Here is a 12520-nt window from a genome sequence, read left to right as displayed (position 1 = left end):
GACGGCATCCGGCATCTGCACCGCCATTTTCCGCAAGCTGAGCATCTGCGATGCCGTTTGTGATTGCCATGTCCCCCCCTGAGCGCGCGCATGAATGCACCCCTACCATAAAGCGGCGGCCTCCAATCGCAACCGCGGAGCGATCAAAACCATCCAATCTGAACATCTTCTAGAGGGCCTCTAGCCCGCCCTGTAATCAGAAAGAGCATATCAGCCCGACCGCGAATGCGTCGAGGTGCGCTCTGGCGCGCTAAGACCGTAATTCCACCACGATCTGATGCAGCCGATGCTTTCGCCATGAACCGGAGCGGCGGCTTTGCCCTTCGGGGCGGAGCAACCAATGACCCCGACCAAATTGCTTATCGGCCAGATTGCAGTCGTGTTCGCGATCGTGATCGCCGGTGTCTGGGCTGCGACGCAATGGGCGGCGGCGATGCTCGGCTATCAGGCGCAGCTTGGCCCGAACTGGTTCGTAATGCTCGGCAAGCCGGTGTATCGCCCCTGGGCCATCTTCGAGTGGTGGTACTATTACGATGCCTATGCGCCCCATGTCTTCGACAAGGCGGGGGCGCTGGCCGGCGCAAGCGGGTTCATCGGCTGCGCCGCCGCGATCTTCGGCTCGCTGTGGCGCGCGCGACAGCAGCGGCATGTTACGACCTATGGTTCGGCGCGCTGGGCCGAGGCCCGTGAGATGGAACGCACCGAGCTACTTGGCGATTCAGGCGCATTCCTTGGCCGTCATCACGGTCGTTATCTCCGCCATGACGGTCCCGAGCATGTCATGGCGTTTGCGCCGACCCGCAGCGGCAAGGGCGTCGGCTTGGTCGTACCGACCCTGCTGAGCTGGACCGGCTCGGCGGTCATCCACGACATCAAAGGGGAAAATTGGCAGCTGACCGCAGGCTGGCGCGCACGCTTCAGCCATGCGCTGCTGTTCAATCCGACCGACGCGCGCTCGGCACACTACAATCCGCTGCTCGAGGTCCGGCGCGGCGAGAACGAAGTCCGCGACGTTCAGAATATCGCCGACATCCTGGTCGATCCAGAAGGGGCGCTCGAGCGGCGCAACCATTGGGAAAAGACCAGCCACTCCCTGCTAGTCGGCGCGATCCTCCACATCCTCTATGCCGAGGAGGAGAAGACGCTGGCGCGGGTCGCCACCTTCCTCTCCGATCCGCAGCGGCCGTTCACGGCGACGCTCCGCCGGATGATGACCACCAATCACCTCGGCACGCAGGATGCGCCGCAGGTCCATCCGGTCGTCGCATCCGCCGCTCGCGAGGTGCTCAACAAGTCAGACAACGAGCGCTCCGGCGTCCTCTCTACGGCGATGTCGTTCCTGGGCCTCTATCGCGATCCGACCGTCGCCGAAGTTACCTCGCGCTGCGACTGGCGCATCGCCGATCTCGTCGAGGCGGCGCAGCCGGTCTCGCTCTATCTCGTCATTCCGCCCTCGGACATCAGCCGCACCAAGCCGCTCGTGCGCCTGATCCTCAACCAGATCGGCCGCCGGCTGACCGAACGGCTCGACGGCGCCGGGACGGCGAACCGCAAGCACAAGCTGCTGATGATGCTCGATGAGTTTCCGGCACTGGGACGGCTCGATTTCTTCGAGACCAGCCTCGCTTTCATGGCCGGCTACGGCGTGCGTGCCTTCCTCATCGCCCAGAGCCTGAACCAGATCGAGAAGGCCTATGGCGAGCATAATTCGATCCTCGACAACTGCCATGTCCGGGTCGCCTTCGCCACAAACGATGAGCGCACTGCGCGCCGCATCTCGGACGCGCTCGGCACCGCGACCGAGCAGCGCGCGATGCGCAACTATGCCGGGCACCGGCTCGCGCCCTGGCTCGCGCACGTCATGGTCAGCCGGCAGGAGACCGCGCGGCCGCTGCTGACGCCGGGCGAGATCATGCAACTCCCGCCCGCCGATGAGCTGGTGCTGGTGTCCGGCCTCGCGCCGATCCGCGCGAAGAAGCTGCGCTACTATGAGGATCGCAATTTCACCGCGCGGCTCGCGCCGCCCCCGGCGCTGACCGACGGCATCTATCCCGATCGCCCGCAGGCACGGTCGAACGATTGGGGCAGCTTCGCCCGCAAGCCTGATGCCCGCCTGGCGCGGGCCGAGGACGCGGCCGAAGGCGAGTCCGAGGATGGCGGCCTCCAGCAGCAGCGCCATCCGGGGTTGGGCGAGGAATTTCCGCCGAAGCGCGAGGAGCCCAAGCAGCTCGACCTCATTCCGGCCGACCAGGACGAAGGCGACCCCGCCGCCGACCAGAAGGCGATGGACCGCGCCCGCGGGCTGAGCGCGGTCGCCCGCGGCTACGGCATCAACGAGGGCAGCGGGCGCGACCTGCTGCCGGGACTGTGACGACCATGAAGTTCCGGCAGAACCTCTATATCGATCAAGCGCTCAGCGACGCGCTCGACGACCTTGCCCGGAAGCCGGGCACGAACAAGTCGCAGATCGTCAGCGATGCGCTCGCCGCCTATCTCGCGCGGCGCGGCACCAAGGAAATCGACGATCTTCTGAAAGGCCGGCTCGATCGTATCTCGCGCGAGATCGGCCATGCCCGCCGCGACATCGAGGTACTGCTCGAAAGCCTGTCGCTGTTCGTCCGCTACCAGCTGATGGTCACTGCGCCGTTGCCCGAGGCGGACAGCGCAGCGCGCGCCGTCGGCCGCGAACGGTTCGAGGCGTTCGTCACGCAGGTTGGACGCCAGATCGGTTCGGGGAAGCGCAGCATCGGCGCGGCAGAGCGCGATCAGTCCGGCGACCGGGAGGCAGCGCGATGAGCGAGACGCTTTCCGCCGAGCGCCGCCGCGCGATGCTGCGCACCGCGATGGGGCCGACCATCGCCGCCGCGCTCGCCGATCCCGCCGTCATCGAAATCATGGTCAATCCCGATGGCGCGCTAAGGCTCGACCGACTGGGCGAGGGCCGGATCGATACCGGTACGCGCTACGAGCCGGCCCAGGTCGAGCGCATCGTCCGGCTGGTGGCGAGCCACGCCCGGACCGAAGTCCATGCGGCCTCGCCGATCGTCTCGGCCGAGCTGCCGCCGCACGGCGAAGGCGCCGGCGAGCGGTTCGAAGGGGTTCTGCCGCCGGTCAGCCTGGCACCATGTTTCTCGATCCGGAAGCCCGCCGCGAAGATCTACACTCTGCTCGACTATGTGAAGGACGGCATCATGCCGGCCGACACCGCGCGGCTGCTGAGCCTCGCCGTCGTCGAGCGCCGGAACATTCTCGTCGCGGGCGGCACCAGTTCGGGCAAGACCACGCTCGCCAACGCGCTGCTCGCGGAGATGGCGCATCTCGATGAGCGGGTTATCCTGATTGAGGACACGCGCGAGCTGCAATGCGCCGCGCTCGATGTCGTGGCGCTGCGCACGCGGTCGGGTAATGCGAGCGGGGCCGGCATCGTCGGCATGGCCGACCTTGTCCGTTCGACGCTGCGGCTGCGTCCCGACCGCATCATCGTCGGCGAGGTGCGCGGCGCCGAGGCGCTCGACATGCTCAAGGCCTGGAACACCGGTCATCCCGGCGGGATCGCGACCGTCCACGCCAACAGCGCCGTGTCCGCGCTCTACCGGCTCGAGCAGCTCGTCCAGGAAACCGTCGTTACCGTGCCGCGCCGGCTGATCGCCGAGGCGATCGACATGATCGTGTTCATCTCGGGCCGCGGGCTTGCCCGCCGCGTCGAGACGATCGCCCGCGTCGACGGCCTCGATCCGGACGGCGGTTACACCGTCCTCGACCTCACCCCCGATCCAACATCCCATCCTCAAGGAGACTGAGCATGCCCGCACTTCGCCTTCCCGATCGGAAGAACACCTTCCTCGTCGGCGCTGCCATCGGCTTTGCCCTGACGCTCGCCACGCATGCCCAGGCCGCCGGCTCCGGCATGCCGTGGGAGCAGCCGCTTCAGCAGGTGCTGGAATCGGTCCAGGGTCCGGTCGCCAAGATCGTCGCGGTGATCATCATCATCGTCACCGGATTGACGCTGGCGTTCGGCGAGACCGCCGGCGGTTTCCGTCGCCTGATTCAGATCATCTTCGGCCTGTCAATCGCCTTCGCTGCATCGAGCTTCTTCCTGAGCTTCTTCAGCTTTGGTGGCGGGGCGCTGATCGCGTGATCGGCACCGGAGCACATATCGAGGGCTTCGAGGCCCCGCTGCACCGGTCGCTCGCCGAGCCGATCCTGCTCGGCGGCGCCCCGCGCGCGATCGCGATCGTCAACGGGACGCTCGCCGCCGCACTGGGGCTCGGCCTCCAGCAATGGATCGCCGGGCTGGTGGTCTGGGCGTTCGGGCACACGCTCGCGGTGTTCGCCGCCAAGCGCGACCCCGATTTCGCGCCCGTCCTTGCCCGGCATCTCCGTCAGAAAGGACGTCTCGCATGCTGATGCTTCGCGAGTACCGCAATCGCGCTGACCGCCTAGCGGATCATCTGCCATGGGCGGCGCTGATCGCGCCAGGCGTGGTCCTTAACAAGGATGGCAGCGTCCAGCGCACCGCGCGGTTCCGAGGGCCTGATCTCGAATCCGCGACCGAGGCCGAGCTGGTCTCGGCCTGCGCACGCGCCAACAACGTGCTGAAGCGATTCGGTTCCGGCTGGGCGCTTCATATCGAAGCTGAACGGCGCGAGGCGCTCGGCTATCCGGCGAGCGATTTTCCCGATCCCGCGTCACGGCTGGTCGACGAAGAGCGCCGTGCCGGGTTCAAGGGCGCGGGCGCACATTTCGAGAGTCGTTATTATCTGACGCTCACCTTCCTGCCGCCGCCCGACCAGGCGGACACCGCCGGGCGCGCATTGATCGAGCGCGGCGACGACAAGCAGGGCCGGGATTGGCGGCAGGCGCTGGCCGCGTTCGTCGCGGAGACCGATCGCGCACTGGATCTCTTCTCGAGCTTCATGCCGGAAATCCGCGCGCTCGGCGATGCCGAGACGCTGACCTATCTGCACGGCACGATCTCGACGCGTCCGCACGATGTGGCCGTGCCGGAGACGCCGATCTATCTCGACGGCCTGCTGGCCGACACTTCGCTCACCGGCGGTCTCGAACCGCAGCTGGGCGACGTGCATCTGCGCACGCTCACCATCCTCGGCTTCCCCAATCTTAGCCGGCCCGGCATCCTCGACGCACTCAACCACCAGCATTTCGGCTATCGCTGGGTCACGCGCTTTATCGCGCTCGACAAGACCGACGCCACCAAGGCGCTGACCCGGCTGCGCCGGCAGTGGTTCAACAAGCGCAAGTCGGTCACCGCGCTACTGCGCGAAGTCATCTACAACCAGCCTGTCCAGCTGCTCGACAGCGATGCCGACAATAAGATGGTCGATGCTGATCTCGCGCTGCAGGCGCTCGGCGGCGATCACGTCGCCTTCGGCTATCTGACGACGACGATCACCGTGTCCGCCACCGACCGCGCCCATGTCGAGGACAAGGTTCGCCAGGTCGAGCGGATCGTCAACGGGCTCGGCTTCACCTGCATCCGCGAAAGCATCAACGCTGTGGAGGCATGGCTTGGCTCGCTGCCCGGGCACACTTACGCGAACGTCCGGCAGCCGCTCGTCCACACGCTCAATCTCGCGCATCTCATGCCGCTGTCGAGCGTGTGGGCGGGACCAGCGCGCAACGCCCATCTCGGCGGGCCGCCGCTGCTCTACGCCGAGACCAGCGGTTCGACCCCGTTCCGGCTGGCAACCCATGTCGGCGATGTCGGCCATATGCTGATCGTCGGCCCGACGGGAGCCGGCAAGTCCGTGCTAATTGCGCTGCTCGCGCTCCAGTTCCGCCGCTATCCGGATTCGCAGATCTACGTTTTCGACAAGGGCTTTTCGGCCCGCGCCGCGGTGCTGGCGGTGGGCGGCGCGCATCATGCGCTCGGGCTCGGCGGCGACCATGTCGGCGGGGCGCGGGCGATCGCCTTCCAACCTCTCCGCCATATCGACCGCGGCGATGAGCGCGCCTGGGCAGCCGAATGGATCGCGGCGCTGCTGGCCCACGAGCACGTCGCGGTCACGCCCGAGATCAAGGAAGCGCTGTGGTCGGCGCTGAACAGCTTGGCGACGGCACCGATCGAGGAGCGGACGCTGACCGGTCTGGCGCTGCTGCTGCAATCGACCGCGCTGCGCTCGGCGCTCGCGCCCTACACGCTGGAAGGACCGTTCGGACGGCTGCTCGACGCCGCCGAGGACGATCTTGCCATCGCCGATGTCCAATGTTTCGAGACCGAGGCGCTGATGGGCCAGGCGGGCGTCGTCGCGCCCGTGCTCACCTATCTGTTCCACCGGCTCGAGGAGCGGTTCGACGGTCGGCCGACCCTGCTGGTGCTCGACGAGGCCTGGATATTCCTCGACCATCCGCTGTTCGCCGCGCGCATCCGCGAATGGCTCAAGACGCTGCGCAAGAAGAATGTCGCGGTGGTATTCGCGACCCAGTCGCTCGCCGACATCGCAGACAGCTCGATCGCACCCGCCATCATCGAGAGCTGTCCGCAGCGCATATTGCTGCCGAACGACCGCGCGATCGAGCCGCAAAGCCGCGCCACCTATGAGCGGTTCGGGCTCAACGATCGCCAGATCGAGCTGGTCAGCCGGGCGACGCCCAAGCGGCAATATTATCTGCAATCCGCGCGCGGCAATCGCCTGTTCGAGCTGGGGTTGGGGCCAATCGCGCTCGCGCTGTGCGGCGCCTCCGATCCCGCCACGCAGGCCCGTATCGACGCGATCCTGGCCGAGCATGGGGCACGCGATTTCGCTGCCCGCTTCCTGACCGATGCCGGACTCGATTGGGCCGCCGCGCTGCTCGCCGATTTTCCCAACTCCCAAGGCCCCCAAGAAGGAGAAATGTAATGCATTCCCGTTCCCGCAAATATCTGATCGCGTCGGCGCTCGGTTTGAGCGCCGTCGGTTCGCTCATCATGGGCCTCAGTGTTCCGAGCACGCCGGCTCATGCCCAGATCACGGTGTTCGATCCTGGCAATTACAGCCAGAACATACTGACCGCCGCGCGCACGCTCACTCAGATCAACAACCAGATCCATTCGCTGCAGAACGAAGCGACGATGCTGATCAACCAGGCGAAGAATCTTACGCGGATCGACTTCCCGCAGCTCCAGGCGATCACCCAGAACCTCCAGCAGATCGACCGGCTGATGGGCCAGGCGCAGGCGATCAAGTTCGAGGTCTCGGGACTGGATCAGAAATTCAGCCGGCTCTTCCCGAGCGACTTCGGGCAGGCGCTCCGCACCAACCAGCAGGTCATCGGCGCTCGGTCGCGGCTCGACGCCAGCATGGATGCGTTCCGCCATACGATGACGGTTCAGTCCCAGGTCGTTGAGAATGTCTCCACCGACGCGCAGACGCTCGCCGAAATCGTTTCGCGCAGCCAGGGAGCAGAAGGCTCGTTGCAGGCACAGCAGGCGACCAATCAGCTGCTCGCGCTCACCGCCAAGCAGCAGTTCCAAATCCAGACCCTGATGGCGGCGCAATATCGCGCCGATGCCACCGAGGCTGCCCGCCGCGTCCAGGCCGAACAGGAAGCGCGGACCGCGACGAAGAAATTCCTCGGCACCGGCCAGGCCTATACGCCCCAATAGGCGGGCAGTGCGAGCTGAGGCGGCGTGCTTCCAGCTCCCCCGAACACGCCGTCTCGCCGCGGGGTCCGAAGGGCCTTTCCCCCTCATGGCCGCCGGACCCCGCGGCACCCTTGAAACTTACAGATGAAAGCTGCCGACCTTGGGCGACCTCAACATCATCGACCGCTTCATGCAGGCCTTCATCCGCTACATCGACAGTGGATTCGGGCTGCTCGGTGGCGACGTCCATTTCCTGACCACGGTGCTGATCGGCATCGATATCACGCTCGCCGGCCTGTTTTGGGCGATGGGCGGTGAGGACGACATACTCGGCCGCTTCCTCAAGAAAATCCTCTACGTCGGCGCGTTCGCGCTGATCCTCAACAGTTTCTCGACGCTCGCCGACATCATCTTCAAATCCTTTGCCGGGCTTGGCCTTACCGCCGGCGGCGGCGGGATGACCGCCGACGATCTCCTGAAGCCCGGCAAGCTTGCAGGAACCGGGTTCACCGCGGCTTGGCCGCTGCTCGACCAGGCGTCGCAGATGCTCGGCTTCACGACCTTCTTCGACAATTTCATCACCATCATGGTGCTGCTGATCGCCTGGGTGATCGTCATCGTCGCCTTCTTCATCCTCGCGGTGCAGCTCTTCATCACGATCATCGAGTTCAAGCTCACCACGCTCGCCGGGTTCGTGCTGGTGCCGTTCTCGCTGTGGAACCGGACCAGCTTCCTCGCCGAACGCGTGCTCGGCAACGTCATCTCATCCGGCATCAAAGTCATGGTGCTGGCGGTGATCGTCGGCATCGGCTCGGGCTTCTTCTCGGAATTCGTCTCCGCCCTGCAGGGTCAGGAACCCGACATCGGCCAGGCGATGAGCCTCGTGCTCGCCAGCCTCGCGCTGTTCGGGCTCGGCATCTTCGGCCCCGGCATCGCCTCTGGTCTGGTCGCCGGCGCGCCGCAGCTCGGTGCGGGCGCCGCTGTCGGCACCGCGCTCGGCGCGGGTGCGGCCATCGCGATGGGCGGCGGAGCCGCGGTCGCCGCCGCGCGTGGTGTGGCCGGCGGCGCGCTCAGCGCGATCCGCGCCGGCACGTCGATGGGCACGGCGGCGTCCACCGCCGCGCAGCTCGGCCGTGAAACCGGCGGTTCCAGCATCGGCGGCATGGCCGCTGCCGCCAAAGGCGCTGCCGCCCAGAAGATCGGCAGCACGCTTGGGCTGGGTGCCGCAGCCGAGCGCGGCCGCCAGGCTGCATGGTCCGCGCTCAATGGATCATCGGGATCGTCGGCATCATCGTCAGCCACCGCCTCGGCAGCGGGCGGCGAGGGTGCAGCCGGTGCGCCGGCCTGGGCGCGCAATCTGCGCGCCGAGCAGAACGCCCGCCACCGCCGCCAGCTTGCCTACCACACGCTCAAGGACGGCGACCGCGGCGGCGCCTCCGCGACCCCCGACATCAAGGAAAAGGAGTGATCCCCATGCGATTCAAGCGCGCCGTGCAGCGCTACGGGCGGACGCCCGAACCCGAGACGCCCTACCAACGCGCCGGACAATTGTGGGACGAGCGGATCGGGTCGGCCCGGGCGCAGGCGAAGAACTGGCGGCTGATGGCGTTCGGCGGGCTGTTCCTGACCACGGGCCTGTCGGCGGGGCTCGTCTGGCAGTCGATGCAGAGCCGTGTCGTGCCCTATGTGGTCGAGGTCGACAATCTCGGCGAGGCGCGCGCGGTTGTGCCCGTCGCCACCGATTACCGGCCGACCGATCCACAGATCGCCTGGCACCTCGGCCGGTTTATTGCCAACATCCGCGGCAAGTCGCTCGATCCAGTCCTGATGCGCGAGAACTGGCTTTCGGCCTATGATTTCGCGTCCCCTCGAGGCGCGATCTTCCTTGGCGAATATGCCCGCGCCGCCAATCCGTTCGCGGATGTCGGCGACAAGACCGTCTCGGTGCAGGTCACCAGCGTCGTGCGGGCCTCGGACACCAGCTTTCAGGTGAAGTGGATCGAGAGCGCTTTCGAGCGTGGCAGCCTTGCCGGGACGTCGCGCTGGACCGCGATCCTGACGGTGCAGGTCAAGCCGCCGAAGAACGCGGACACGCTGCGGAAGAACCCGCTCGGCCTCTATGTCGACGCGATCGACTGGAGCCGCGAGCTGGATACCCCGGCGACAGCGCCGACACCGTCCCCACGGACGCCCGTTCCAGCACCGCTGCCGTCGAACCTCCCGCTCGGCTCGCCGCTCGACTCCAATCTCGCTGCGCCCGCGGCCGCGCAACCTCAACCGGAGACCCGCCCATGAAATATCTGCTTGGCCTGGCGACCGCGCTCGCCGGCATCGCCTCGGCTTCCGCCCAATCGTTGCCACCTGTCCCGTCGACTAACGCGGTGCCGTCAACCTCAACCCCGATACCGTCGATGCCTTCTGTGGGGTCATCGCCCCCGTTGCCGACTGCCGCCGTGCCAGTCGCCATCGCGCCCGTCCGACATCGCAACGTGCTGCCATCCCCGGCGGAGCTCCGCGTCCGCGCCGCCAATCGCAGCGCCACGCGCGAGCCCGAGCGCCAAGCGTTCGTCAACGCGGTTCAGGTTTATCCATTCAGCGATGGCGTGCTCTACCGGCTGTTTGCCGCGCCGGAACGCGTGACTGACATCGCCCTGCAGCCGGGTGAGGCGGTGATCTCGGTCGCGGCCGGCGATACCGTGCGCTGGACGGTGGGTGACACGACCAGCGGCGCGGGCGAGAGCAAGCGCGTGCATATCCTCGTCAAGCCGTTCGCGGCTGGCCTCGCCACCAACCTCGTCATCACCACCGACCGCCGCGCCTATCATCTCCAGCTCGAAAGCACCGCGGCAACATCCATGGCCGCGCTCTCCTGGTCCTATCCGCAAGACGAGCTGATCGCGATCCGGCGCGCCGCCGAGCAGGAAAGGGCCGCCGCCCCCATCGCAACCGGTCTGGCGATCGAGCAGCTCCAGTTTGGTTACGCGATCACGGGCGACAACCCGCCGTGGCGACCGCTGCGTGCCTTCGACGATGGCAGGCAGACCTATATCGAATTCCCGGCGAGCATCGCGGTGGGCGAAGCACCGCCCCTGTTCGTGCTGGGGCCGACTGGCGATGCCCAGCTTGTCAATTACCGGGTGTCGGGGCGCTTCTATGTCGTCGATCGCCTGTTCGGCGCGGCCGAACTGCGGCTTGGCGAGAAGAAGCAGAGCGTCGTGCGGATCACGCGCACCGATTCCGAGCGGAAGCGGCGCCGGGGCGGGAGGGTATCGTGAGCGACACGCCAAACGCCTCGAGCGCCGCTATCCCGCCCAAGGCCGATCCGGAGACGCTCGTGCTGCGCGGCACGCCTGGACGTGTGGTACGATTTCGGCGCGGCGCCGTCATCGCGCTCGCCGCGCTCGGCTCGACCGCGATCGTCGGCGCCGCCTGGGTCGCACTCAAGCCCGCGACCTTCCGCGTGGTGGCAGGCGCCGATGACCGCAGCGATGCCGGTGCCAAGACCCCGGCCGACGCGCTCGCCAATGCCCCCAAGACCTATGGCGACGTGCCCCAGCTCGGACCGCCCCTGCCAGGCGATCTCGGAAAGCCGATCCTCGATCATCAGCGTTCGCTTGGCACTCCGCTGCCGCCGGCCGCCCCGGATCAGGCCGCGCAGGCTGCGGAAGCCGAGCGCTTGGCGCTAGCCGCCGAGCGCAAGGCCGCGCGCGAATCCGGCGTGATGATGCAGATATCGGGCAACCGGTCTACCGCCGCGACGACCGAAGCGGCGGCACCGGCATCGCCGCCGCCATCCGCAGGAGACGCGAAGCCACGCCTGGCACTTGATCCCGAGCGAGATCCGAACGGTCAGCAGCGCAAGGCCGATTTCCTCGGCAACAACGAGGAAGCCGGGGACATCAATCCCCATGGGCTGGTGCCGGCCGTCTCGCCATACACCGTAATGGCGGGCAGCGTCATCAGCGCCAGCCTCATCACCGGGCTCAATTCCGACCTGCCCGGGCTGGTCACCGCGCAGGTGACCGAGAATGTCTTTGACAGCGTGACCGGGCGGACTCTTCTTATTCCCCAAGGCGCGCGCCTGATCGGCAGCTATGACAGCGTCGTGGCATTCGGTCAGAAACGCGCGCTCGTGGTGTGGCAGCGGATCATCCTGCTCGACGGCTCCTCGATCCGCATCGACAATGTGCCGGCAACCGACACGGCGGGCTATGCTGGATTGGCCGACAAGGTGGACGTCCACACTTGGCAGCTGCTCAAGGGCGTCGCGCTATCGACACTGCTTGGGGTGGGGACCGAGCTGAGCTTCGGCAGCAGCGAAAGCGATCTTGTCCGTGCGATCCGCGAATCCGCCCAGCAAAGTGGCTCACGGGCCGGCGATCAGCTGGTCACCCGCAATCTCAACATCCAGCCCACGATCCGAGTGCGACCGGGCTGGCCGCTCAGGATCGTCGTCCATAAGGACATTGTGCTTCGCGGCTGGACCGGTCCCGGAGGTGCCAATGGCTGACCTGAAACTCTCCAGGCTGCCGGATCGGACGCCGGTCAAGCTGACGATCACCGTTATGCCGGACCTCAAAAAGTCGCTCGACGCGTATCTGACGCTTTATCAGACCGTCCACGAGGATCGCGATGCCGGGCTGGGGGACATCATCCCTGCCATGCTGGAGCACTTTCTCGCCGCTGACCGGGCGTTTGCCAAGGCTCAGAAGAGGGCGGACGCACCGTAAGGGCAAATGGCATGGATGAGGAGGTTCTCTGGACGCCGAGGGAGCTAGCAAAGTTTCTTGGCTACACCGAAAGCACGGTCTGCCGGATGGTGTCCCAATATCCAGAAAAGCTGCCGCCACGCGTTGCTGCACTGGGCCGCCCGCGATGGCTTCCGGAAGTTGCTCGGGAGTGGGCAAGAGTTAATAGCGACGGGCCGATCGGGCG

12 protein-coding genes are annotated in these 12520 nt (G+C 66.7%); all 12 read left to right on the top strand.

The features are described 5' to 3' along the window. Positions 1-340 precede the first annotated feature (340 nt). The 12 genes from ACMT1E_RS08800 to ACMT1E_RS08745 all read left to right on the top strand — a co-directional run bounded on the left by ACMT1E_RS08800 (position 341) and on the right by ACMT1E_RS08745 (position 12315). Positions 341-2371 carry a conjugal transfer protein TraG gene (locus tag ACMT1E_RS08800; RefSeq protein ID WP_414903355.1) on the top strand — a complete coding sequence of 677 codons (2031 nt, stop codon included), beginning with the start codon at positions 341-343 and terminating at the stop codon, positions 2369-2371. Positions 2372-2376: 5 nt separating this feature from the next. Continuing rightward, entirely contained in the window at positions 2377-2796 is a 420-nt protein-coding gene (locus tag ACMT1E_RS08795) for a CopG family transcriptional regulator (RefSeq protein WP_414903353.1), read from the top strand. Then, on the top strand, positions 2793-3800 hold the full coding sequence (gene trbB, locus ACMT1E_RS08790; protein ID WP_414899724.1) for a P-type conjugative transfer ATPase TrbB: 1008 nt from the start codon (positions 2793-2795) through the stop codon (positions 3798-3800). The genes ACMT1E_RS08795 and trbB overlap by 4 nt, the downstream gene beginning before the upstream one ends. A gap of 2 nt (positions 3801-3802) precedes the next feature. Further along, positions 3803-4138: a TrbC/VirB2 family protein gene (locus ACMT1E_RS08785; RefSeq protein ID WP_414899723.1), complete on the top strand. Its 336-nt coding sequence runs from the start codon at positions 3803-3805 to the stop codon at positions 4136-4138. After that, on the top strand, positions 4135-4407 hold the full coding sequence (locus tag ACMT1E_RS08780; protein ID WP_414899722.1) for a VirB3 family type IV secretion system protein: 273 nt from the start codon (positions 4135-4137) through the stop codon (positions 4405-4407). The genes ACMT1E_RS08785 and ACMT1E_RS08780 overlap by 4 nt, the downstream gene beginning before the upstream one ends. Beyond that, entirely contained in the window at positions 4401-6860 is a 2460-nt protein-coding gene (gene trbE / locus ACMT1E_RS08775) for a conjugal transfer protein TrbE (RefSeq protein ID WP_414903352.1), read from the top strand. The genes ACMT1E_RS08780 and trbE overlap by 7 nt, the downstream gene beginning before the upstream one ends. Next, a complete protein-coding gene (trbJ, locus tag ACMT1E_RS08770) occupies positions 6860-7606 on the top strand; it encodes a P-type conjugative transfer protein TrbJ (RefSeq protein WP_414899721.1) in 747 nt (248 codons plus the stop codon). The genes trbE and trbJ overlap by 1 nt, the downstream gene beginning before the upstream one ends. Before the next feature lie 139 nt (positions 7607-7745). Next, positions 7746-9053 carry a P-type conjugative transfer protein TrbL gene (trbL, locus tag ACMT1E_RS08765; RefSeq protein WP_414899719.1) on the top strand — a complete coding sequence of 436 codons (1308 nt, stop codon included), beginning with the start codon at positions 7746-7748 and terminating at the stop codon, positions 9051-9053. A 5-nt stretch (positions 9054-9058) separates the two neighbouring features. Further along, positions 9059-9880, top strand: a complete 822-nt coding sequence (gene trbF, locus ACMT1E_RS08760) for a conjugal transfer protein TrbF (RefSeq protein WP_414899718.1) — start codon at positions 9059-9061, stop codon at positions 9878-9880. Beyond that, positions 9877-10860, top strand: coding sequence for a P-type conjugative transfer protein TrbG (trbG, locus tag ACMT1E_RS08755; RefSeq protein ID WP_414899716.1), 984 nt, complete (start codon positions 9877-9879; stop codon positions 10858-10860). Before trbF ends, trbG begins: the two co-directional genes overlap by 4 nt. Next, positions 10857-12095, top strand: a complete 1239-nt coding sequence (locus ACMT1E_RS08750) for a TrbI/VirB10 family protein (protein WP_414899714.1) — start codon at positions 10857-10859, stop codon at positions 12093-12095. The genes trbG and ACMT1E_RS08750 overlap by 4 nt, the downstream gene beginning before the upstream one ends. Next, complete coding sequence (locus tag ACMT1E_RS08745) at positions 12088-12315, top strand: DUF2274 domain-containing protein (RefSeq protein ID WP_414899712.1); 228 nt, start codon at positions 12088-12090, stop codon at positions 12313-12315. Before ACMT1E_RS08750 ends, ACMT1E_RS08745 begins: the two co-directional genes overlap by 8 nt. The last annotated feature ends 205 nt before the right edge of the window (positions 12316-12520 follow it).

It is taken from the genome of Sphingomonas flavalba, from assembly GCF_047553045.1.
GTDB lineage: Bacteria > Pseudomonadota > Alphaproteobacteria > Sphingomonadales > Sphingomonadaceae > Sphingomonas_L > Sphingomonas_L flavalba_A.
This window is presented reverse-complemented; position numbering and strand designations above follow the sequence as displayed.